18 protein-coding genes are annotated in these 21,799 nt (G+C 65.9%); 4 read left to right on the top strand and 14 right to left on the bottom strand.

From position 1 onward, the window contains the following. Positions 1-7: 7 nt before the first annotated feature. The 6 genes from benD to FYB76_RS03460 form a co-directional block, all read right to left on the bottom strand. On the bottom strand, positions 8-796 hold the full coding sequence (benD, locus tag FYB76_RS03485) for a benzoate diol dehydrogenase BenD (RefSeq protein WP_154132709.1): 789 nt from the start codon (positions 794-796) through the stop codon (positions 8-10). Further along, entirely contained in the window at positions 793-1,818 is a 1,026-nt protein-coding gene (benC, locus tag FYB76_RS03480) for a benzoate 1,2-dioxygenase electron transfer component BenC (RefSeq protein ID WP_154132708.1), read from the bottom strand. Before benC ends, benD begins: the two co-directional genes overlap by 4 nt. A gap of 21 nt (positions 1,819-1,839) precedes the next feature. Next, the gene (gene benB, locus FYB76_RS03475; protein WP_088757077.1) at positions 1,840-2,334 is read right to left on the bottom strand and encodes a benzoate 1,2-dioxygenase small subunit; all 495 of its coding nucleotides are present in this window, start codon (positions 2,332-2,334) and stop codon (positions 1,840-1,842) included. Further along, positions 2,331-3,704 carry a Rieske 2Fe-2S domain-containing protein gene (locus FYB76_RS03470; RefSeq protein WP_088757076.1) on the bottom strand — a complete coding sequence of 458 codons (1,374 nt, stop codon included), beginning with the start codon at positions 3,702-3,704 and terminating at the stop codon, positions 2,331-2,333. The genes benB and FYB76_RS03470 overlap by 4 nt, the downstream gene beginning before the upstream one ends. 112 nt (positions 3,705-3,816) lie before the next feature. Beyond that, positions 3,817-4,752 carry a catechol 1,2-dioxygenase gene (gene catA, locus FYB76_RS03465; protein WP_088757075.1) on the bottom strand — a complete coding sequence of 312 codons (936 nt, stop codon included), beginning with the start codon at positions 4,750-4,752 and terminating at the stop codon, positions 3,817-3,819. Positions 4,753-4,801: 49 nt separating this feature from the next. Beyond that, complete coding sequence (locus FYB76_RS03460) at positions 4,802-5,995, bottom strand: muconate/chloromuconate family cycloisomerase (protein ID WP_088757074.1); 1,194 nt, start codon at positions 5,993-5,995, stop codon at positions 4,802-4,804. A 144-nt stretch (positions 5,996-6,139) separates the two neighbouring features. Between FYB76_RS03460 and FYB76_RS03455 the strand changes: the two genes are divergently transcribed. The 4 genes from FYB76_RS03455 to FYB76_RS03440 all read left to right on the top strand — a co-directional run bounded on the left by FYB76_RS03455 (position 6,140) and on the right by FYB76_RS03440 (position 8,874). Then, positions 6,140-7,093: a LysR family transcriptional regulator gene (locus FYB76_RS03455; protein ID WP_088757073.1), complete on the top strand. Its 954-nt coding sequence runs from the start codon at positions 6,140-6,142 to the stop codon at positions 7,091-7,093. Between the two features lie 225 nt (positions 7,094-7,318). Further along, entirely contained in the window at positions 7,319-7,606 is a 288-nt protein-coding gene (gene catC, locus FYB76_RS03450) for a muconolactone Delta-isomerase (protein WP_013233325.1), read from the top strand. Between the two features lie 77 nt (positions 7,607-7,683). Next, on the top strand, positions 7,684-8,469 hold the full coding sequence (gene pcaD, locus FYB76_RS03445) for a 3-oxoadipate enol-lactonase (RefSeq protein ID WP_154132707.1): 786 nt from the start codon (positions 7,684-7,686) through the stop codon (positions 8,467-8,469). A gap of 111 nt (positions 8,470-8,580) precedes the next feature. After that, a complete protein-coding gene (locus FYB76_RS03440; RefSeq protein ID WP_154132706.1) occupies positions 8,581-8,874 on the top strand; it encodes a hypothetical protein in 294 nt (97 codons plus the stop codon). Between the two features lie 52 nt (positions 8,875-8,926). Here the strand turns inward: FYB76_RS03440 and FYB76_RS03435 are convergent, their stop codons facing one another. From FYB76_RS03435 to FYB76_RS03400, 8 genes are all read right to left on the bottom strand, one after another. Beyond that, entirely contained in the window at positions 8,927-11,740 is a 2,814-nt protein-coding gene (locus tag FYB76_RS03435) for an ATP-binding protein (RefSeq protein ID WP_154132705.1), read from the bottom strand. Continuing rightward, positions 11,740-12,486, bottom strand: a complete 747-nt coding sequence (locus tag FYB76_RS03430; RefSeq protein ID WP_154132704.1) for a hypothetical protein — start codon at positions 12,484-12,486, stop codon at positions 11,740-11,742. The genes FYB76_RS03435 and FYB76_RS03430 overlap by 1 nt, the downstream gene beginning before the upstream one ends. Next, positions 12,479-13,816, bottom strand: a complete 1,338-nt coding sequence (locus tag FYB76_RS03425; RefSeq protein WP_154132703.1) for a hypothetical protein — start codon at positions 13,814-13,816, stop codon at positions 12,479-12,481. The genes FYB76_RS03430 and FYB76_RS03425 overlap by 8 nt, the downstream gene beginning before the upstream one ends. Before the next feature lie 202 nt (positions 13,817-14,018). Then, positions 14,019-15,182, bottom strand: a complete 1,164-nt coding sequence (locus tag FYB76_RS03420) for a cell division protein FtsQ (RefSeq protein ID WP_229296863.1) — start codon at positions 15,180-15,182, stop codon at positions 14,019-14,021. A 7-nt stretch (positions 15,183-15,189) separates the two neighbouring features. Continuing rightward, positions 15,190-16,614, bottom strand: coding sequence for an MBOAT family protein (locus FYB76_RS03415; RefSeq protein WP_154132702.1), 1,425 nt, complete (start codon positions 16,612-16,614; stop codon positions 15,190-15,192). Positions 16,615-16,650: 36 nt separating this feature from the next. Next, a complete protein-coding gene (locus tag FYB76_RS03410) occupies positions 16,651-17,319 on the bottom strand; it encodes an alginate O-acetyltransferase AlgF (RefSeq protein WP_154132701.1) in 669 nt (222 codons plus the stop codon). Then, positions 17,316-17,987 (bottom strand): SGNH/GDSL hydrolase family protein, encoded by a 672-nt coding sequence (locus FYB76_RS03405; RefSeq protein ID WP_088757064.1) that lies wholly within the window; start codon positions 17,985-17,987, stop codon positions 17,316-17,318. Before FYB76_RS03405 ends, FYB76_RS03410 begins: the two co-directional genes overlap by 4 nt. A 33-nt stretch (positions 17,988-18,020) precedes the next feature. Next, the gene (locus FYB76_RS03400) at positions 18,021-21,743 is read right to left on the bottom strand and encodes a cellulose biosynthesis protein BcsC (protein WP_229296862.1); all 3,723 of its coding nucleotides are present in this window, start codon (positions 21,741-21,743) and stop codon (positions 18,021-18,023) included. Positions 21,744-21,799: the final 56 nt, after the last annotated feature.

Genomic DNA, 21,799 nt, shown 5'->3' with positions numbered 1-21,799 from the left:
AAGGGCCTCAGCCGTTGTCGCCACCGGCGACCGGCAAGACGGCCCCGGTGATGTAGCTGGCCTCATCGGAAGCCATGAAGAGGATCGGTGCGATCTGCTCTTCCAGCGTGGCATAGCGTTTGAAGAAGGTGGAGCCGGTCACCTGCTGCACGGCCTCCTGCATCCACGCCTGTTCCTGTGCGCTGTCGCCTTGCGCATTGCGCGGCACGCGGCGCGGCGGTGCCTGGGTGCCGCCGGGCGCAGTCGCCACCACGCGGATACCCTGCTCGCCATATTCCATGGCCAGTGCCATGGTCATGGCATTGACGCCGCCCTTGGCCGCGGAATACGGCACCCGGCGGATGCCGCGCGTGGCGTTGGAGGAGACGTTGACGATGGTGCCCCGGCCCTCGCGCAGCATGTGCGGCAGCACCGCGTGGCAGCCATAGAGCGTGGGCATGAGCGAGCGGCGGATTTCGGCATCGATCTGCGCCGCTTCGAATTCGGCGTAAGGACGCATGCGAATCGCACCGCCCACACCGTTGACCAGCAGGTCGATGCGGCCGTGCAGTTCGATGGCGCGGGCCATGGCGGCCTGCGCGCCGTCATAAGTTTCAAGGTCGGCGACAAATCCGGTGGCGCGGCCACCAGCTGCTTCCATGGCGACTTCATGGATGAAGTCGGCACGGTCCACCATCAGCACCTGGCCCCCTTCGGCGGCGATGCCCAGCGCCACGCCGCGCAGGATGCCCTGGGCGGCGCCGGTGACCACGGCCACCTTGCCGGCGAAACGGGCCCGCGTGAGCGCAGTGCTCATGCCGCCACCGCCACCGGCTGGCTGGTGACGAACTTCTCGTAATGGAAGCTGGCCGGGGCGATGCCCTGCGACTGGAAGTGCTTCTGCACCGCCTCCACCATCGGCGGCGGACCGCACAGGTAGACATCGACTGCGCCATCGTGCAGTACCTCGGCCGGCATGTGCTGGGTCACGTAACCCTGGCGCGGATGCGTGGTCGCGGCATCGGCCACACAGGTGGTGAAACTGAACCCGGGCAAGCGCTTGGCCAGGTCTTCAAGACGATCCACCAGTACCAGGTCCTGGTCGCGCGTGACGCCATAGATCAGGTGGACCGGATGCTGCACACCCTGCTGCACCATCTCCTCCAGCATCGCCAGGAACGGCGCCAGACCGGTCCCACCGGCCAGCATCAGCACGGGCCTGTTGACCGGACGCAGGTAGAAACTGCCCAGCGGGCCGGTCATCTCCAGCGCGTCACCGGCGCCGGCCTTGTTCAGCCAGCCGCTCATCAGGCCCCCCGGTACGTTCTTGATGAGAAAGCTCATGCGCGTGGCGCCCGAGGGCGAACTGAACGAATACGAGCGATGCTGGCCACTGCCCGGCACGGCGATATTGACGTATTGCCCCGGCAGGAAAGCCGGCGCGTCGGCCGCAACCTCCAGCACCAGTTCGAAGGCCGCCTCACCGAAGGCGGTGACCTCGGCCACCTTGCCGTTGAACTTGGCACTGCCGGTCTTGCAGGCGGTGGAGGCCACCGGCACGGCGACCACGCAATCGGATTGCGGGATCATCTGGCAGGTCAGCACCAGGCCTTGCTCGGCTTCGTCGCTGCTGAGCGCATCATCGATGTAGTCGTCGCCCAGGTCGTACTGCCCGCTTTCGGCGCGGCACTTGCAGGTGCCGCACACGCCGTCGGAGCAATCCATGGGCAGGTTGATGCGTTGGCGGAACGCCGCGTCCAGGACCTTTTCCTTGGCGCCGCACTGGATGATGCGGGTCACCCCGTCTTCGAAGTTGAGGGCGATGCGATAGCTGCTCATGTCATGTCTCCTGCGCGCTGGTCAGACGTGGTAGACGTCGATGACCTGGCGGATGTAGTCGTTCTTCAGGGCGATCTTCTTGCGGGCGATCTGGAAGCCGCCTTCGGTCTTGCGCAAGCTGACCAGGGTGGTGCCGAAGAACTGGTCGGTGATCTTGTAGCGGTGCGACAGCGTATGGAAGTTGTAGCGCACCTCCACCGCGTCATCGGTCTCCTCCAGGATCTCCACGTTGGCGATCATGTGGCTGGTGCGCGGCTCCGGCATGGAGGCGCTGGAGCGCTCGGTCTTGATGCGGAAGACGCGGTCTTCCAGGCCATCGCGGTTGGCGTAGTAGATCAGCGAAATCTCGCGCTGCGGGTCTTCGGTGAGCTGGTCGTCGTCGTCCCAGGCCGGCATCCAGTATTCGACGTCCGCGGCGTACAGTTCCAGCCAGGATTCCCACTGGCGTTCGTCGAGATAGCGCGCCTCGCGATAGAGGAAGGCGCAGACGGCATCGAGTCGGGTCGGCTGGCTCATGCTTGTTCTCCTTGCCCTGCGGCTGCGCGTTCCTTGCTGACCGCCTTGCGCATCTGCTCGGTCCAGTAGTGGTGCTGGCAGACGAAGAGACCTTCGTCCTCGCTGCGCTCACCGCTCAGTTTGGGGTTCATGCCCATCTTCTTCGCATTCTCGTCCGGGCCCTGCTTCCACAGCGGCGCCCCCCGGCTCATGTCGTTGTAGCGCACGGCCGAACCGGCATAGCCAGCCTGGCAGGCGCGGAACTCTTCCAGGTCGTCGGCGGTACCCATGCCGGAGACATTGAAGAAATCCTCATACTGGCGAATCCGCACGCGACGGTCTTCATCGCTCTCGCCCTTGGGGCCGAAGCAGAAGATGCTGATCTCGGTCTGGTTCACGCTGATCGGACGGGCCACGCGGATCTGCGTGCCGAACTGGTCCATCAGGAACACGTTGGGATACAGGCACAGGTTGCGGGTCTGGGCCACGATGGTATCGGCGCGCGCCTGGCCCACGCGGGCGGCGAGTTCTTCGCGCTGGTTCCAGATCGGGCGCACTTCCGGATTGAGCGTGTTGGTCCACAAGAGGATGTGGCCGTTCTCGAAACCATAGACACCGGCAACAGCCTTGCTCCAGTTGTTGGCGTCGGTGGCCTTGGTGCCGCCTTCCTTGCGGCGGCTCATGGTGGCGGCGTAGTTCCAGTGCACCGAGCTGACATGGTAACCATCGCAACCATTTTCCATCTGCATCTTCCAGTTGCCGTCATAGAGGTAGCTGGAATTGCCGCGCAGGACTTCCAGGCCGTTGGGGGCCTGGTCGACGATCTGGTCGATGATGACGCGGGTCTCGCCCAGGTACTCTTCCAGCGGCAGCACATCTTCCGAGAGGCTGCCGAAGAGGAAGCCGCGATAATTCTGGAAGCGCGCCACGCGGGTCAGGTCATGCGAGCCGTTCTTGTTGAAGGAGACCGGATATTCGGTGGTCTTCTCGTCCTTGACCTTCAACAGCTTGCCGCTGTTGGAGAATGTCCAGCCGTGGAAGGGGCAGGTGAAGCTGCTCTTGTTGCCATGCTTGCGACGGCACAGCATGGCCCCCTTGTGGGCGCAGGCATTGATGATGGCGTGCAGCTCGCCGTTCTTGTCACGGGTGACCACCACCGGCTGGCGGCCGATCCAGGTGCTGTAGTAATCGTTGATCTCGGGGACCTGGCTCTCGTGGGCCAGGTAGACCCAGTTCGATTCGAACAGGTGCTTCATCTCCAGCTCGAACAGGTCGGCATTGGTGAAGATGTCGCGGCGGCAGCGGAAGATGCCGTTGGTGGCGTCTTCGTCCAGGGCGGTGTCGAGCAGGCGCTCGACCTCGTCATACTTGTCGGCGGCAAGGGTGGTCATGTCTTTTCTCCAGGGTGCAGCCCGCCTGTGGCGATGGAAAACCATCGCGGCAAGGCAGTCGGCGGGGGTGAGGCTGGCCTGCGCCAGCGGCTGGCGCAGGACGATCAGGCGATCAGGCGGCCAGGCGCGGACGGTCCACGACCTGGTTGTCGGCACCGTTGACCAGTGCGGTCAGGCTGATGTCGAAGACGATCTCGGCGAACGGGCCTTCCAGTCCTTCGGCCTTGATGCTGGCCGCGTCGGTGCGCTCGACCAGCGGCGGCACCAGGCCTTCGCGGGTGGCGTAGGCGAAGTCGTCATAGATCAGCGGATCACCGTCGATGTTGATCTGGGTGGTCAGCTTGCGATGGCCGTCCGCCGTGACGAAGAAGTGGATGTGCGCCGGACGGTTGCCGTGGCGGCCCAACTGGTTCAGCAGGCCCTGGGTGGGGCCGGCCGGCGGGCAGCCATAGGCGGCCGGCATGATGCTGCGGAATTTGTAGCGGCCCTGGGCATCGGTGATGATGGTGCGGCGCATGTTGAAGGGCTTCTGCTCGCCGGTCGGGTCGAAGTGGGAATAGAAACCCTTGGTGTTGGCATGCCAGACTTCCACCTGTGCGCCCGGCACGGGCTTGCCATCGGCGCCATAGACGGTGCCGTGCATGATGATGGTCTGGCCGTCCTTGTCGCTGCCGTCATCCAGCCGCGCGAAGCCCTGTTCCACCGGCGCACCGGCCACGTACAGCGGGCCTTCGATGGTGCGCGGGGTGCCGCCGGTGATGCCCAGTGCGGCGTCTTCGGCATCCATGCGCATGTCCAGGAAGCGGTCCAGGCCCAGGCCAGGCGAGAGCAGGCCGGCTTCGCTGGACGCGCCCAGGCGATTGATGTAGGCCACACCGGCCCAGTATTCGTCGGAGGTGATCTCCAGGTCTTCGATGGTCTTGAACAGGTCGGACAGGATGCGATGCACGATCTGCTTGGTGCGCGGGCTGCCGCCTTCGGTATCGAGGCCGCTGGCCAGGCGCAGGAAGTCCTGGACTTCGGGGGTGCTGAAAATCTTGGCTGCCATGTTGAGTCTCCTTTTCGATTTGTAGATTGGGGAAGTGCGTTTTCTTGTTTTATCCGGCCAGGGTGGCCGGCCTCGCTGCTGTCACTGTCGCCCCTTGCTTGCGGTCGCGCCGGAAGTATTGCACACGCTCCTCATCGAGCACGATGCCCAGGCCAGGGCGGTTGGGGATGGCCAGCTGGAAATCCTGGTATTGCAAGGGCTCGGCCAGGATTTCCTCTGTCAGCAGCAGCGGACCGAACAATTCAGTCCCCCACTGCAATTCACGGAAGGTGGCAAAGGCATGGGCCGAGGCGATGGTGCCGATGGCGCCTTCCAGCATGGTGCCGCCGTACAGTTCGATGCCGGCCGCGTCGCCGATGGCGGCCACCTGCTGGGCGGCACGCAGGCCACCCGATTGTTCGATCTTGATCGCGAACACGTCAGCGCCGCCGATGCGCGCCAGCGCAAAGGCCGAGGCCGGGCCGGTGAGCGATTCGTCGGCCATGATGGCGATATTGTGCTTGCCCTTCAAGCGGGCCAGCGCCGGGGCCGAGGCCACCGGCTGCTCCACCAGTTCGCAGCCGGCATCGACCAGGCCGGCCAGGCCGCGCTGGGCTTCCAGTTCGCTCCAGGCCATGTTCACGTCCACCCGCACCGAGCCGCGGTCACCGAGGGCCTTCTTGATGGCGGCCACGTGGGCGACATCGGCCTCCACTTCGCGGCGGCCGATCTTGAGCTTGAAGATCTTGTGGCGGCGCGCGGCCAGCATGCGCTCGGCTTCGTCGATATCCTTGGCGGTGTCGCCGGAGGCCAGGGTCCAGGCGATCGGCAGGCTTTCACGGGCACGGCCGCCGAGCAGTTGCGAGATCGGCAGGCCGGTGCGCTGGCCCAGCGCGTCGAAGAGCGCAGTCTCGATGGCGCACTTGGCGAAGCGGTTATCCTGGATGGCCTTGTTCAGGCGCGCCATGATGGCCGGGATCAGGCTGGCATCGGCACCCAGCAGCAGCGGCGCGAAGTAGGTATCGATGGCCAGCTTCATGCCCTCGGGCGATTCGGCGCCGTAGGCCAGGCCACCGATGGTGGTGCCCTCGCCCACGCCGACGGTGCCGTCGGAGCAGTACAGGCGCACCAGCATCAGGGTCTGCCCGTTCATCGTCGCCATGGACAATTGATGGGGACGGATGGTCGGCAGATCGACCAGGAAGGTCTCGACCCGGTCGATCAGGGCCGGGGCCGCAGCGTGAAGGTGTTGTGGGGTATCCATGGACTGCATTGAACACCGGGAAGCCCTGCCATTGCCAACACCAAATTCGTCTAGTTTCATACCTTTTTCATATAGTTTATGAGCGCTCCTATAAAAATCAAAGGATTAGACATCATTAGTTTCTGTGAGATATGATTTTCCGCCATGGACATCAGACAACTGAAATACTTCGTGGCCGTGGCCAATACGCGCAACTTCACGCGCGCCTCGGAACAGCTGCACATTGCGCAACCGCCGCTGTCGCGCCAGATCCAGCTGCTCGAAGAAGAGCTGGGCGTGCAGCTGATCCTGCGCAACAGCCGCCCGCTGCGTCTGACCGAAGCCGGCCGGGTGTTCTACGAGCAGGCGCTGCAGATCCTGAACCGGCTGGAACAGCTCAAGAACGCTACCCAGCAGATCGGACTGAACCAGCGCCAGACGCTGTCCATCGGCTTCGTCGCCTCCACGCTCTATGGCGGCCTGCCGGTGCTGGTGCGCAAGCTGCGCCAGCACTATCCGGAGGTGGACATCCAGTTGCTGGAACTGACCTCGATGCAGCAATTCGCCGCACTCAAGTCGGGCCGCATCGACGTGGGTTTCGGGCGTATCCGCAGCAATGACGCGACGGTGGCACGCATCGTCCTGCGCGAAGAAAAACTGGTGCTGGCCATTCCCCCTTCCTTCCCGCTGGCCGCCAGCCACCAGCGCGTGAGCTTGAAGGAAGTGCATGGACAGAAGCTGATCGTCTATCCCAAGGAGCCGCGTCCCAGTTTCGCCGACCATATCCTGAGCCTGCTCAATGACCAGGACATCCATCCCTCCGAAGTCCACGAGGTGCGCGAGATCCAGACCGCGCTGGGCCTGGTGGCCGCCGAATCGGGGCTATGCCTGATCCCGGCCTCGGCGCGGCTGCGCAATGACCTGCATTACCGGCTCATCGACGATCCGCGCGCGACTTCGCCCATCATCCTCACGCATCGCATCAACGACAATGCCTGGTACATCGAAGCCATCAAGCAACTGGTGGCTGACATGTATGCCGAACGCCCGGCCTGGCTGGACATCGAGACCAGCTCCTTCCCGGCCACGGGTTTCCCGAATCCCGAACGGCGTGATTGAGGCCCGCGAAAGCAGGCCATCCAGCCGAGCTTGAGCGGGCGTTGACCAGGAGCAAACCGTCTGCCCAAGTTGACAGTTCACGGCGCAGACGCCTACACTCGTTTGTGCGAATAAAGGATTTATGTTCGTTTATCGAACATTTCGACTTCCCGCCGCGCGGACAGACCCGCGATCACGGCGCGCGCTGCACGACATCCCACCCATAACGACAACGGAGCAAACATCATGCTGTTCATGGTTCAAATGCAGGTCAACATTCCCGCCACGCTGGACAAGGCCGTGGCCGACCAGTTGAAGAAGGACGAGAAGGAGATGTCGCAAAAGCTGCAGCGCGAAGGCAAGTGGCGCGACCTGTGGCGCGTGGTCGGGCAGTATGCCAACGTGAGCATCTTCAATGTCTCGGGCAACGACGAGCTGCACAACATCCTCTCGGCCCTGCCGCTCTATCCCTTCATGACCATTTCGGTCACGCCGCTCACCCAGCATCCGTCGGCCATCGCGCAGATTGGCTGATGACCGGCGCATCTGACTCTTTTTGATTCACCCATGCCCGCACCCACCGTAATGTGGGGCGGGCCGAGGACCTCTTCATGCCCTTTGCAACACTGAACGGAATCAAATTGCATTACCAGCTCGATGGCGACGCGGCCCTGCCGGTGCTGGTGCTGTCCAATTCGCTGGGCACCTCGCTGGCGATGTGGGACCCGCAGATCCCCGAACTGAGCAAGCATTTCCGCGTGCTGCGTTACGACACGCGCGGCCACGGTCAATCGGAAGTCACGCCCGGCCCTTACACCATCGCCCAGCTCGGCAGCGACGTCATCGCGCTGCTCGACCAGCTCGACATCAAGCAAGCGCACTTCTGCGGCCTCTCCATGGGCGGCAGCACCTTCATGTGGCTGGCGGTGAACCATCCGCAGCGCGTGGCCAAGCTCATCCTCTGCAACACCGGTGCCAAGATCGGCACGCCCGATGCCTGGAACAGCCGCATCGACACCGTGCGACGTGATGGCCTCTCTGCCATTGCCGCTGCTGTCGTTTCCCGCTGGCTCACGCCGGATTATGCAGAACAGCATCCTGAGCAGGTCCAGGCCTTGACCGCCATGTTGCTGGCCACACCGGCCGAGGGTTATGCAGGGGCCTGTGCAGCGGTGCGCGACAATGATTTGAGGGAAGCGATTGCGGGAATCCGGGCACCCACGCTGGTGATTGCCGGCAGCGGCGACGTGCCGACGCCGCCGGCCGATGCACAGTTCATGCGTGCCACCATTCCGGGTGCACTGTATGTGGAATTCGATGCGGCCCACATCTCCAACCAGCAACAGCCACGCGCCTTCACGCAGGCGGTGGTGCAGTTCCTGACCGAGGCGAGCTGATCGCGGGAGCCGCGCCAAGGGGTGAGCGGCGGGCGATTGCGTGCACTTAGCAGGAGGCCACTATAATGGCGGCCATGTGAATTTTTGTTAGTGTCTGTTCAACGCACTCACATGGTCTCCTGTTACGAAATCACCGCCGACTCCTCCCCGTTCACCTTCCTGGTATGGTGTGCGGCCAATGACGCACAATGGTTCGTCAGTGGCGTGGAAATCCGTCATAGCACGATCGGCAAACTCTTCCCGAAACGTTCCCTGCCGGGCCGCTATTCTTCGCGGCCGCTGGCCCTGGCGCGCGGCATCCACTGGTGCGAATGCGTGGCGCACCAGTTGCTGGAAGCGGAAGTGCCGGACGTGCCGGCCGGACTGCTGCCGCCGGCACCGCGCATCGTGCGCGAATTGCGCTGAAAAAAAGCCGGCATCGCCGGCTTTTTCCTTGCACCCTGCAGTTCAACCGGGCTCAGGCATCCAGCCGCAAGCGCCGCTGCAACACGCCGATGGGCGGAGCCCAGCGCGCTTCGCGCGGCTTCTTCGAAGTGACCAGCGTGATATCGGCCGGCTCGAAGACTTCGACGTTGTGCGTGATGGGCGTAGTCAGCACGTACTGCGCGCGAGTCGACTTGAGGAAGTTGCCGACCAGCTGGATGTTGCGCACGTCCAAGTGAGCAAAGGGTTCGTCGATGAAGACGAAACCGCCCGGCATGTCGTCATCCTTCAACAAGCCCACCAGCAGGATCAGCGACTTGATGACCTGCTGGCCGCCCGACGCCTCGCCGTCATTGAGGCCAATCTCGCCCTTGCCATCGAAGTTGAAGCTGACCTTCAGTTCCGCCTGGCGCAGGATGGTGTCGTCATTGTCCAGGTGCGGCAAGTCGGCACTGACCACCACCCCGGCCAAGGCGCCGAGGTCGACGATGTTCTTGCGATAGCGGCGCACCGTCGCACGCAGCACGTCGATGTAACGTTCGCGCGCATTGCCCACCGCTTCCTCGGCCTGGTGATTGCTGATCTTGCGCGAATCCAGTTCGTTGCGCTGGTTGCCCACCGTGCCCTGCATGATGAGGTGCTTGTCCTCGACCGTGCCGTCCTTTTCCCACTGGCCGGTTTCCAGTTCGTTTTCGACAGAGGCCATGCGCAGCTCGGCCTGTTTGGCGTTGCTGTATTTCTCATACAAGGCCTGTACCGCGTCAGCGGCGGTCCAGCGCGCCGGGAAGCGTCCCTTCTGCGCGCGTGAAGCCAGCGCACGGGCACGCTGGTCGTCGTGACGGCTGCGCCACTCGCGCTCCTGCCCGGCCAGGTCGCCTTCGCTGTCGCGCAGGCGGCGCTGCAGGGCATCGAGCTTGCCATCGAGGATGGTGCGCTGTTCGATGGCCGCGGCATGCTGGGCATCGAACTGGCTGAACCGTTCACTGGCGGCCGCGCGCGCGGCCTTCAAGGCCGGCAACTGGCGCCGCGCCTCGTCGAACTCTTCACTTCTCCTGGCCAGCGCCTCTGCCGCGAGGTGGCCCTCGGTGGCTTTCTTGGCGGCGTCGAGCTGGCGCTTGACTTCGCTTTGCTTCAAGACGATGTCGGTCAACTGCTCGTCCAGCGTAGCCAGGCGCTTCTGGATCGAAGCCTGGCGCGCCGCCATGGCGGCCGCACCGAACTGGTAATCGCCCGGATCGCGCCACACGCTGCGCCCGCCCCGGCCATCGCGCCAGTAGGCTTGCGGCGTGATCCATTCGCCACCACTACGTGCACCTTCGGCGGTATCGGCTACGCGGCGGATCTGCGCCAGCTGGCGCAGCAGCCATGATGGTGCTTTTGCAGAAAAGCGCAGCACCGCAAGCAGACTCTCTGCCGGTGGCTGGGAAGTCGCCGTGGCGGCATCGGAGACCACGTAATGGCGATAGCGCTCACGCTCGGCCAGCGCCATGGCGGCGGCTTCGTCCTTGGGATCATCCAGCACCACCACCCAGCAAGAGGCGCGCAAGACGCCTTCGGCGGCGGCCCGCCACTGGTCGTCCGCGATCTCGATCACGTCAGCCAGCAGGTGATGGGCGATGCCGGCCTGACGCAAGGCCCGCGTGAATTGCTGCACGTCGTTGGGGCGCGGGGCCTGGCGTTGTCCGGTCAGGCGGTCCAAGGCAGCGCTGGCGTCCTTGCGTTGCTGCTCCAGATCGCGCCAGCGATCATGCAGGCTGCTCTTCTGCTGCTCCAGTTCGTCCACGCGGGCCAGCAATTGCGCGGCATCGCCTTCCACGGCGGACAGGGCCAGCAGTTCATCGGCCTGCTTGACCAGTTCTTCCACGGGCTTCTCGGCCTCGCGTGCCTTCTGCTGGGCTTGATAGGCCTCGGCCTTGTCGTGTTCCAGCGTGCTCACCTTCTCGCGCGCGGCCTGTTGCTGCGTCAGCAGGGACGACAGCTGCAAGGTGTCGCTGCTGCGCTGGCGGCGCAGGTGATTGTGATGCAAGCGCTGGCGATGCAGTTCGCGCAGGCGCGTGGCCGTACCTTGTCGCTCTTCATGCCAGCGCAAGACCGGAATGACTTCGGTGGCCAGCGTTTCGCGTTCGCGCAGCTTGCCCTGGTACTGGCGATACAGCGTCACGCGGCTGTCCAGCTGCGCCAGTTGCGCTTCGCTGTAGGCCAGTTCCTGTTCGGCCAGCGTCACCTCGGCGGCCAGGTCGCGCTGATGGCGGCGGGCTTCCTCGTAGCGATCCAGCACTTCCTGGTCGCCGAAGACCTCGAACACCAGGCGCAGCAATTCCTTGGACGAGAATTCGCAGAGGCGGTCGGTCTGGCCCTGCTCCAGCGCCAGCACGCGCGCAATCGCACGCGACAGGCCGGCACCTTCCAGGCGCTTGCGCCAGTGGTCCAGGCCCAGCCAATCCTTCTCGGGCAATTGCGCCAGGGTTTCGATGGCGACATCGCCATCGCTCATGCAGTAGCGCCGCTGCCAGTCACCGCCGTTGCGTTCGATGCGGCAGGCCAGCGTGACCTGGTCCGCATAGAGCAGGTTGCGCGCAAACGGACGGGTCGAGGTCTGGCGGCCATGCGGACGGTTGTCCACCGTGGCGCGCAGCCAGGTGGTGTCGGCGTTGGCATGGCGGGCGTAGGTCTTGTAGCTGCGCCCGCCCGAGCAATCCAGGCCCAGCAGGGTGCGCATGGCGTCCAGCAGCGTGGTCTTGCCCGAACCGTTGGGGCCGGCGATGGTGATGATGGAACCGTCCAGGGGCAGCGTCAGGCGCTGGCAATAATCCCACTGCAGCAGTTCCAGCGATTGCAGGTGGAACATCAGGCGTCTCTCTCTTCGGATGATTCATCGGCGGCGTCGGCAGCAGCAGCGGCGTCGGCAGCAGCCTCGGCCTGCGCCTCTGGCACTGCGTCCGCGTCCTCGCGCGGGGTGGCGCGCGCCAGCACATCGCCCAGGGCGCCGTCGAGGATGCGCGGGGCCAGGGCATCGTAGTCCAGCAGCAGGTCCAGCAAGGGGCCTTCGGCGATGTCCACGCCACGGCGCACGATGAAGCCGTGGGCCTCCAGGCGGCGCAGGTTGGTGTCCATGCGCGTCTTCTTGCCGAGCTGGTTGCCGAAGTCCGCCAGCAGCGCCGTATAGGACACCACCGGGCTGACCTCGGCCGCGGTCGGCATGGGCTTGTCGGTGTGGAACATCTCGTCCTGCTGCTGGGCATCGTCACCGGCGGCGCGCGCCGACTGGCGTTCGCGCTTGGGCAGCACGATCAGCGCCCACAGCACCACCAGCAGCGAGATGGCATCGCGCGGCAGGTCGAGGTTGTTGTTGGCATTCATGCCGGCCTCGCCGAAGACGGCCGATTCGGCCGGGCGTACCAACGCCACGCTGATGTGGTCGGCGTGGATGTTGTCGACCAGGCGCAGGCCGACCTGGGCCAGGCGGTCCTGCAGGGCTTGCCACAGGTCGGCATCGACCAGGGCGCGGCGCACGCGCGGGTGCTTGCGGGGCAGCCAGCGGCGCGCCAGCAGTTCGGCGGCCAACAGGCCGGCCTCGTCTAGGGTCTCACTCATTCGGTCTTTCCGGGGATGGATCTGGATGGACGGCCCCGGCGCTCATGGCGGCGACATCGGGGTCATCGACTTGGTCGACACGCGGCAGGAAGCCGGCCTGCCACGGCAGGCGCGCCAGGTCGCCGGTCTGCCCTTGCAGCGTGCGCGCTTGGGCGTCACCCAGCAGCGGCAACAGTTGCAGGCGATAAGCGGCCTTGCCGAAGCTGCCGCCCAGCACCACCGAGCTCAGTGGCTGCGGTTGCAATCCGGTGGCGTCCTCGCCTTCCGGCAGGGTACCCAGGCGTGTCAGTTGTTCAATCAGTTCGCCCAGCTCGACCGGCATGCGCAGGGCTTCGATCTTGCCTTCCACCGCCTGCGCCGGGGGCGGCAGGCCTTGCTGGCGCTGGGTATCGGGACGGTCGCGCTCGAATTCGCCTTCGGCCACGTCCAGCAATTCATGGCCGCTGACGAAGACGGGCTTCACGCCGATGGACAGCGCCTCCCCCATCAGGGACGACAAGTCGGGATGCGCTTGCAGCCAGCGCCGCACATCCGAGCTGGTCACGCCGGTGCTGCCGAGGGTGACGCGCTGGCGGTCGGCCTGCTGCAGGGCGCGGGTGAACTGGCTGGCCATGGTCAGCAGGCGCGCCTGGCCATTGCCGAGCGCACGCGCTTCGCGCTCCAGGCGGGCGTCGGCGTGTTCGCTGCGGATCAGGGCGGTCAGCGCTTCACCGGCGCGGTTGACCAGTTTCAGGGCCCGTTCGAAACGCGGCTGGGCCTGGCGCAGCAAGGCTTCCGAACCGCTGGCGATGGCATCGGCGAACTGGTCGTGCAGGCGCGCCAACTGCGCATGCAGGTGGCGGATCTGGCTGGCGTCGGACAGGCCCAGCGCCTGGGCACCGGCGACCTGCGCCAGCAGCGCGGCCATTTCGTCATCCTCGCCGACGGCACGCGTGAGCGGGGCCAGCAGGGCTTGCACCTGCTGGGCGATGGGCGAGAGCTGGTAATCCTGGCCGGTGGCGTCCCAGACCAGGAGGCCCAGGTCGCGCAGGCGCTTCAAGGCCGCTTCCATGGCCTCGGGCTTGAGGGCGTAAAAGAGCTGGTTCAGGTCTTCGCGCTGCAGGCGGCCGTGCGGCTGGGCCGCCAGTTCGAGGAACATCCAGATGCGCAGGCGCGCGGCGGCCTGGCCACCGGAGACCAGGCCGCGCAGCGCGTCCAGCACGTCCAGCCGCTGGCCCAGGCCCCAGGCCAGGGGCGCTTCGGCGGCTTGCGAAGGATCGCGGAAGTAGCTCTCGAAGGAGCCGGATTCATGCTCGTCCGCAAGGGGAGCGGGGTCGAATTCTTCTGTCAATTTGTCGTGGAGGTTGACCAGGCACAGGCCTGGGTCCTGCCCCGGTCGTTGGGCGGACCGGCAAGTTTAGCAGGCCCGGGGGGCGGCCTCCAGCAAAGCGGACGGCGGCGCACCTGAAAATGCACCGGAAAGGAAATGATTTATTGCATTAATGCAACGTTAATGCCCGTTGTAACAGCATTAATGGCAGCTTAATGATGAATCAACGGGCCAGTGAGATCGCTTCGTAGGGGGTCTGCAGGTCGCGCTCGGGGATTTCCCACACCACCAGCTTGGGCGGCGTCTGGGTGAAGGCGGGGTTGGCAAAGTAATCGCGGGCGCTGCCGGAGAACTTGCCGCCATCCTTGGCGAAGCTGCCGATCTTTGCGCCCAGCGCCTGCTGCAGGAAGCCGACAAAGTTGGAGTTGCGCGAGAACGAGGTCCCGATCAGGGCCACGTTGGGCAACTGGCTGTCGCCCAGCAGGTCGTCGAGGTCATCGCCGCCCTTGGCGGCAGCCCCCTCCCCGGTCGCCGCCGCTTCGGTGAAGACGGTGGCGGCCACGCTTTCCGGCGTGGGTTGCCAGCGCAGCGGCAGCCAGTCCAGCCCGGCCAGGTGCACCAGGTCGCCGGGACGCTGCGCCAGCTTGCCCGGCCGGGCGGTATAGGCTTGCTGCGGCGTGGCCTGCACGCCAGCGGCCGTGATGCGCTGGGCGATGGCCTGGGCGGCAGCGTTCGCGCCGGTTTCGTTCCAGTGGGTATCGGTGTGCAGGTAGGCCGAAGTACCGAGCGGCGCCAGCGTGGGGGCGAGGTCGATGGCCGCTACGCCGTCCTGGTTCAGTTCGCTCACCCATTGCGCTGCACGCGCATTCAATTCGGCCGGACGGGTGAGGCCACACAGGGCGCTGGCCGCGATGCGGCTCTTGTCCGGTACCACCGCCACCAGCAGGCCGATGCCACGTTGCGCCAGCGCCTGCCTGATGGCCAGCACCGCAGCGCGCTTGGCCTGCGCGTTGGCTTGTGCGTGGCGATTGACCTGCAATTCTTCGGCCAGGAACAGCCAGCCGGGGCAGCCGGGGCGCACGCGCGGGCCGGTATCACCCAGCAGCAGCCAGCTGCCGGCGCGCTCCAGTTTGGCGGCCTGGTCCGGCAGCCAGGCGTTGGAAAGCTGCTTGGCCAGCTGGTGCGTGAGCTCGCCATGGAGGGCGTCGTCGCGCGTCCAGCTGGCAGGCAGCCAGTCGATCTTGCCGGCGTACACCAGCCAGCCGCAGGAGATCAAACCGGCACACAAGACGGCGGCCAGCGCGGCACCGGCCCAGCGGCTGGCGCGGCGCGCCATGGCGCTGGGCTCAGGCGGGGTATGTGCAGCGTGAACGGGAGGCGTGCTCATCGTCGGCTCAGAACTGGAAGTAAAGGAAAGGCACGGTCTCGCGGCTGGCGATCAGTGCAAAGGAAAGCAGGAAGGCGGCAATCGGCCACAGGCGTACGAACCAGAGATAGAGCGCACGTTCGCCGCAGCGCGCCTCCAGCGCCGCCTGCCACAGCGGCGCGACGATCCAGAACAGGCCCAGCAGGACGGCCAGTGCCTGCACCGGCCGCAGCATCACGGCCAGCGCATCGCTCAGGCCCGTGCCATGCAGGCCGAACTGGCCCGCATACATCGTGGCAGCAGTGGCGAAATCCGGCGCGCGGAACAGGGTCCAGGCCAGGCACACGAACAGCAGCGTGAGCACATGCGCCAGCCACGCGGGGATGGAGGGCAGCGAAGACCGCGACCACGCGCGGTCGATGCACAGCGCCAGGCCATGCGCCGAACCCCACAGCAAATAATTCCAGCTGTCGCCGCCATGCCAGAGTCCGGCGATGGCCATGGTCAGGAACAGGTTGCGATAGGTCTTCCAGACCCCGTGGCGATTGCCGCCCAGGCCGATGTAGAGATAGTCGCGCAGCCAGCTGGAGAGCGAGATATGCCAGCGCCGCCAGAAGTCCTGGATGCTGCCGGCCAGGTAGGGATGGTTGAAGTTTTCGGGGAAGTGGAAGCCCAGCATCAAACCCAGGCCGATGGCCATGGCGCTGTAGCCGGAGAAATCGAAGAACAGCTGCATGGAATACGCCAGGCAGCCGATCCAGGCATCGACCAGGGTCGGATGCTCCAGGTGGAAGGCCGCATCCACCAAGGGCGACAGCGTATCGGCCACCAGCACCTTCATGGCCATGCCAATCATGAAGCGGCGCGCGCCCAGCGAGAAATTTTCCCAATTGAACCAGCGCTCGCGCAACTCGCGCTGCACCCAGTCATACCGGATGATGGGGCCGGCAATCGAGTGGCCGAACATCGAGATGTAGGTGGCGTAATTGATGAAGCTGCGCTCCACCGCCACCGTGCGCCGATGCACATCCACCAGGTAGGAAATCGCCTGCAGCACGATGAAGGACAGGCCCGCCGGCAGCGCCACCTTCTGCCACGCCAGCGGCATGGCACCGTAGTGCTGCATGAGATCGCTCACGGTCGCGGCCACGATGTTGGCGTACTTGTACCAGACCAGCACCGCCGTGTTGAACACGACCAGCGCGATCAGCAGCATGGGCCGGCGCACGCTGCCCTGCCCTTCTTCACGCGCACGGTCCACCAGCAAGCCACCGACCCAGGCCACGATGGTCAGCACCACGTGCAGCGAGAGGAACAGCGGACTGAGCCAGCCATAGAACAGCCAGCTGCCCGCCAGCAACACGCCATTGCGGGCGCGCTGCGGCGCCAGGGCATAGACCAGCAGGAACAGCGGCAGGAACAGCGTCAGGAATTCAAGCGAGGCAAAGACCATGGCGTGGTGCAGTCGGCGTCAGTCGGCGTGATTCAATCAGTTGGCCAGCTTGTCGGTCGCAGCCAGCAAGCGCGGTCCGCTGGCCGAAGGCAGCAGCAGGACGCTGTAGCGCTCGCCCGCCTTCAACTCACCCAGGTCCAGCGCGGGGCCGGTATTGGTACCGCCGCACACCAGCTGCACCGACAGCTTGACCGGATTGATGGAGCGGCGCTGCAGGCTGCCCTGCGCCACACCCTTGAACAGGTCGGCATTGCGCCCGGCCGGACGCAGCGCCGCCGCCGCGCAAGAGACATCCAGGTTGAAGAAAGCCAGCGATGCCTTCAAACCGTTGAAGTCATCCGGGTTGTCCTGCACCGTGACCTGGCGGATGCCCTTGGGGTCCGGCAGCACCACCACCGTGGCGAACTCGCCAGGCTTGGCCTGCACGCCCAGTTCCAGGCTCTTGCCAGCCACCGTGAGGGTGCCCTTGATGGTGGACTTGGCCTGCACCGGGAAGAACGACGAAACCGGCTTGGCCGCGTCCAGCTTCAGCGGCGGCTGGCCCTTCTGGGCCACCACTTGCAGTGCGTCCGGCGTGGCGTTGATGAAGCGGATGAAGGCGGCATCCTCGGCCGGGCCGGTCGGATACAGCGGGATGTCAGCGGCCATGGCCACTGCGCAGCCCAGCAGGGCCACGCTCGCCGTCAGTGCGCGCAGCACGCTCATTTCTTTGCTCCCTTGGCGCTCACGGCATCGGCCGGGAGCTTGCCCAGCGCATCGCCAATGGCCGAGCCCCAGGACTTGTAGCCGGCCACGGTGAAGTGCTGGCCATCGGTGGTGATCCACTGGCCCGGCTTGGACATGGCCAGGGAATCGATGTAGGTGCAGGGTGCCACGTTGGCGGCCAGGAACTGCGACATCAGCTGGGTGCGCGCATCGTTCTTCTGGTACATGCCGCCGGCCTTGCCCCAGGCCGGGCCGACCCAGGCGCACTTGGTGCCGGTGGCGGCAATGGCCTTGGTCAGGCTGGTCACGCTTTGCCAGGCCCAGGCCTTGGGGAAGGCCGGCTTGTCGTAGGAGGCCATGGTGTCGCCGATGACCAGCACCACCAGGTCAGGCTTGTCCTTGGCGATCAACTCGGCGATGGGCGTGGTGCTGGCGTCGCGGCCCTTGATCTGGATCTTGCCGTTGTCGACCTGCTCGGCGCCGCAGTCGACCTTCTTGGTGGTCAGCCAGTCGCCGGCGCTGGCGCCGCAGGCGCCGATGGAGTGGACCTTGGCGCCCATCTGGACCAGCTTGGCGTTCAAGGGTTCGGTGAGGTGGTCGGCCAGGCTCATGTGGCTTTCGCCCAGGACCAGGATACTCAGACCAGCGAGAATGGATGCAGCTGCCATGGCAATCTCTCTATCAAAAAAGGTTCAATCAAGTCAGTTGGAGTACGGCGAACGATACGGGCTGACCGGCAAGGTCAGGAAACTGCCCTGCATGTTCTCCAGGGTGTAACGCAGGTACATGGCGACGTTGAGTTCGCGGAAGTCGCTCGAATTGTTCAGGCGCAGCGTGCCGCCCACGAACAGGCGCGGCGCGAAGCGGTATTCGCCGCTGCCTTCCAGGCTGTAGCCGATGCCGGTCTTGGTCTGCTGGGCGTAGGTCTTGCCGCTGGCCGCTTGCAGGGCGGCATCGGTGGGGAAGTAATCGGCCCCGTCCTGGCGGAAATACTGCATGCCCACCGAACCCTTGAGCTGGAAGCTGAAGCGGTCGCTGCGCTTGGCCCAGGTCACCGGCACGCCCAGGCCCAGGTAGGCTTGCGGACTGAAGTAGCCGCCGTGGCCATAGGTGTAGAAGTTCTGGTTGTTGGCGTAGCTGATGAGGGTGGCGGAGACACCGGCCGTCATCTTCTCGTCATTGCCGTTGGCCAGGTACTGGTAGGCACCGCCGCCCAGTTCCACCCGCGTGTTGGATTCAACGTTGCGGCCTTGCAGGCTGTGCAGGGCGCCGTAGGCGTAGACCCCGGTCTGGGCATCATCCGAACTCATCTCGGCGCGCCCGCCATTGGCGGTCACGCCGCCCCAGGAGCGGCCGATGCGCGGATCGGTGCTGCCGGCAAAGGAGGTGATGCTGTCGTTGACCGCACGGCGCGACAGGTTCACGCCAAAGCGGTTGGTGCTGCTGCCGCCCAGGGGCTGCTCCACGCTGACGCCGCCGACCACATTGGGATACTTGAAGCCGCTGGGCGTGGTGCCGATGTCAGCCTTGATGCCATCCTCAGGACGTTCGTAGGCCACAGCCACACCGACCCCGCTGACGCTCTGCTTGCCGACGCCGGTGGCACTGGCTCCGCCCCCGCCGAAGCGGCTGGCAGCTTCGTCGGTGAGCGTTCCGCCATCAAGCGAAACGGGCGTCACGCGCACGGCCACGCGGTCGTTGCCCAAGGGCATGTTCACTTCCAGCGGGGCTTCGATGTCGTTGATGCGGCTCAGGCCTGATTCGCTGGCATTGCCCCGTACCACCACGCCTTGCGTGACGTAGGGGCTGCGGGCTTGCAGGATGTCGTTGAGGGCGCGCTGCGCCGGCGTGAGGTTGTCGGCCGGCACGCCGCCCTGTCCTTGCAGCGCCAGCAGCGCGCGCTGGGCGGCGGTGGCCGCGCCCGGCAAGGCAGTGGTTGCGGCGGCGGGTTGCTGCGCATAGCCGCGCGCCGTGCCTGGCTGTGTGGCCGGCACCATCTGGGCCGGCGCCGCGTTGGCGTTGCTGAAGACCGGGCCGAGCGGCTGGCCATAGGCCACCGCAGGCGCTGCCGGTGCAGCCACCGGACGGGACGCTGCCGGCATCGGCAGCACGTCGGCCGCCGTCGGTGCGGCTGCGTTCATGACGGCCGGACGCAGCACGGTCTCTGCCGGTGGCGGAATGGCGGCCACGTTCTCGTTGCCCGGCAGGCGGCGCTGGGTGCGGAAGGGATTGATGGCGGGATCGAAGCCATTGCCCTGCGCAGCCAGGCTGCGCTGGCGTGCAGCGTTTTCGATGGCCACCGCCTTGCGCAGCAGGGCCGTGGCTTCGCCCACGCGGCCCATGGCGCGGTAGATGCGGGCGGCTTCGGTCAGGGTCGCCGGGTCGCTGCTGTCGAGCTTGCTGACCTGGTCCAGCAGGCCCAGTGCGTAACTGTTGTCGCGCGCCTGCATGGCCGTATCGGCCGCGCCCAAGAGCACGTTGACATCGCGCGGATTGCGCTGCACCAGCGGCTTGTAGAGCGCCAATGCGCGCTCATTGTCGCCGGCCGCATTGAACATGCGGGCCAGCGCCGAGAGGCCGCCGACATCGGTGGGCCGTTGCGACAGCGCCGGGGCCAGCGTGTCGTAGGCCGCCGCCAGGTCGCCACCCTCGCGCAGGCGTTCAGCCTGGCGCACGCGGTAGAGATAGCGCAGGTCGTCGAACTGCTTGCGCGTGGCTACGTCCATGTTCTGGTTCTGCAAGGCCGTCAGGACGCTGTAGACCTGCGCATCTTCACCGGCCTTGAGCAGCACCGAGGCGTATTGCAGGCGCGTGCCGAGCGTGGGCGTGGCCGGCGGTGAGACCAGCGGCTGCATCAGCGCCATGGCGCGCGGCGTATCGCCCGCATCCACATAGGCCGACGCCAGCGTGCCGGTGCGTTCGGCATTGCCGGCCGCTTCGCCCTGCACGCGATCGAGCAGGGCCAGGGCTTCCTGGCGCTGGCCGGTCTTGACCAGTTCGCTCGCATGGCCGACCTGGATGGTCAGCGTGACCTGGCGATACAGATCGGTCATCGGTGCGGTGCGACGGGCATCGGGGATACGGCGCAGGGTGTCCAGTGCATCCTGCCACTGTTCCATCTCCGCCGACAGCAAGGCGCTGGCGTAGAGCGCATCGACGTTGTCGCGATGCTCGCGGGTGAAATCATCGATGGTCACGCGCGCCTGGCGCGACTGGCCGGCCTTGATGTAGAGGCGGGCCAGGTCGAAGGTGGTCCAGACATTGTCGGGATCGTTGCGCACCGCCTCGCGCCGGGCATCCAGCGCGGCATTGAGATCGCCGCGCTGCTCGGCCAGGTTGGCCTGCTGGGTCGCACGCAAGGCGCGCAGGCGGCCCTGGTCACCAAACTCGGCCTGCTGTTGCGGTGTGAGCTTGTCGAGCAGGCGCAGCGCTTCATCGGCGTGGCCGGTCTGCGAGAGCACGTTGACCAGGCCGCGAATGGCGCCGACCTGGGCGGGCTGCACCGCCAGCACCTGGCGATAGTGTGCGCTGGCGGCCTCGAACTGGCCGGCCGTGGCTTCGATGTCGGCAATGGCCACCAGGCCGTCGGTATTCTTCGGATCCAGGCGCAGCGCCTGGGTCAGCGCGTCCTGCGCCTGGCGGGTCTGGCCGCGTGCCTGCAGCTCGCGGCCACGCTGGATCAGCAGCCAGTAGCGCACGCTCTCGAGCGCCTTCTTCCAGCCGCTGCCGCCCTTCGATACGGCGCGCGCCAGCAGCGGCTCGGCGTCGGCCAGGCGGTTCTGCTGCTGGCGCACCACGCCCAGGCCACCGAGTGCATCGGTTTCATCGGGATGGGTGGAGAGGCGTTCCTGGAAGGCCTTTTCGGCTTCCTGCAGGTCGCCCTTCTCCAATGCCTGCAGGCCACGCGAGAGCACCGTGGGCTGCTGCGCAGAGGCGACCTGCGAACGGCCCTTGGCCAGCAGCTCGCGGATGTCCTTGTCGTCCGGATGGACCTTGAGGAATTCTTCAAACAGCGGTGCCTGCGCCGGACTCGGCGGGCCCAGCCAGGTCAGGGCCAGGCGCCAGCTTTCATCGGCATCACCGGCAATGTCGGTCTGCTTGGTCAGACGCGAGAGGATGCGGATGCCCTCCACGCGACTGTCCTCATGGCGCGCCAGCTGCTTGCCGTAGAACAGCGCCAGGATGCTGTCCTCGGGGGTTTCGCGCAGCAGCCGTTCCATGCCCTTGCGCGCTTCCGGCCAGCTGGCATCGTTGAAGGCGAGGTTGTTGTAGTACTCGCGGCCGACCGTACCCGAGGGCGTGAGGCCATTGAACATCTTGCGGAAGGTATCGGTGGCGCGGTCGCGCTCGCCGGCATCGACCAGGCGGCGCGCTTCGGCCAGCAGGGCCTGGTTTTCCGGACGCGCCAGGGCGATGTCCTGCATCAGCTGGCGGGCTTGCCAGGGCTGGGGGGGACAGCGCCTGCAGGCGTTCCAGGTAC

Origin of the sequence: Herbaspirillum sp. CAH-3 (assembly GCF_009668275.1) — a bacterium.
GTDB classification, from domain to species: Bacteria; Pseudomonadota; Gammaproteobacteria; order Burkholderiales; family Burkholderiaceae_D; genus Herbaspirillum; species Herbaspirillum aquaticum.
Note: the sequence above shows the minus strand (reverse complement) of the source record. Positions and strands in the feature narration are given on the sequence as shown.

What these genes read in the sequence shown, in the direction of transcription:
- pcaD (WP_154132707.1), top strand. Translation starts at nt 7,684, where the DNA reads ATGCCCTTTGCAACACTGAACGGAATCAAATTGCATTACCAGCTCGAT.
- benD (WP_154132709.1), bottom strand. Translation starts at nt 796, where the DNA reads ATGAGCACTGCGCTCACGCGGGCCCGTTTCGCCGGCAAGGTGGCCGTG.
- FYB76_RS03430 (WP_154132704.1), bottom strand. Translation starts at nt 12,486, where the DNA reads ATGAGTGAGACCCTAGACGAGGCCGGCCTGTTGGCCGCCGAACTGCTG.
- FYB76_RS03405 (WP_088757064.1), bottom strand. Translation starts at nt 17,987, where the DNA reads ATGGCAGCTGCATCCATTCTCGCTGGTCTGAGTATCCTGGTCCTGGGC.
- FYB76_RS03470 (WP_088757076.1), bottom strand. Translation starts at nt 3,704, where the DNA reads ATGACCACCCTTGCCGCCGACAAGTATGACGAGGTCGAGCGCCTGCTC.
- benC (WP_154132708.1), bottom strand. Translation starts at nt 1,818, where the DNA reads ATGAGCAGCTATCGCATCGCCCTCAACTTCGAAGACGGGGTGACCCGC.
- FYB76_RS03400 (WP_229296862.1), bottom strand. Translation starts at nt 21,743, where the DNA reads ATGCAGGACATCGCCCTGGCGCGTCCGGAAAACCAGGCCCTGCTGGCC.
- benB (WP_088757077.1), bottom strand. Translation starts at nt 2,334, where the DNA reads ATGAGCCAGCCGACCCGACTCGATGCCGTCTGCGCCTTCCTCTATCGC.
- FYB76_RS03455 (WP_088757073.1), top strand. Translation starts at nt 6,140, where the DNA reads ATGGACATCAGACAACTGAAATACTTCGTGGCCGTGGCCAATACGCGC.
- catC (WP_013233325.1), top strand. Translation starts at nt 7,319, where the DNA reads ATGCTGTTCATGGTTCAAATGCAGGTCAACATTCCCGCCACGCTGGAC.
- FYB76_RS03435 (WP_154132705.1), bottom strand. Translation starts at nt 11,740, where the DNA reads ATGTTCCACCTGCAATCGCTGGAACTGCTGCAGTGGGATTATTGCCAG.
- catA (WP_088757075.1), bottom strand. Translation starts at nt 4,752, where the DNA reads ATGGCAGCCAAGATTTTCAGCACCCCCGAAGTCCAGGACTTCCTGCGC.
- FYB76_RS03440 (WP_154132706.1), top strand. Translation starts at nt 8,581, where the DNA reads ATGGTCTCCTGTTACGAAATCACCGCCGACTCCTCCCCGTTCACCTTC.
- FYB76_RS03460 (WP_088757074.1), bottom strand. Translation starts at nt 5,995, where the DNA reads ATGGATACCCCACAACACCTTCACGCTGCGGCCCCGGCCCTGATCGAC.
- FYB76_RS03415 (WP_154132702.1), bottom strand. Translation starts at nt 16,614, where the DNA reads ATGGTCTTTGCCTCGCTTGAATTCCTGACGCTGTTCCTGCCGCTGTTC.
- FYB76_RS03420 (WP_229296863.1), bottom strand. Translation starts at nt 15,182, where the DNA reads ATGAGCACGCCTCCCGTTCACGCTGCACATACCCCGCCTGAGCCCAGC.
- FYB76_RS03410 (WP_154132701.1), bottom strand. Translation starts at nt 17,319, where the DNA reads ATGAGCGTGCTGCGCGCACTGACGGCGAGCGTGGCCCTGCTGGGCTGC.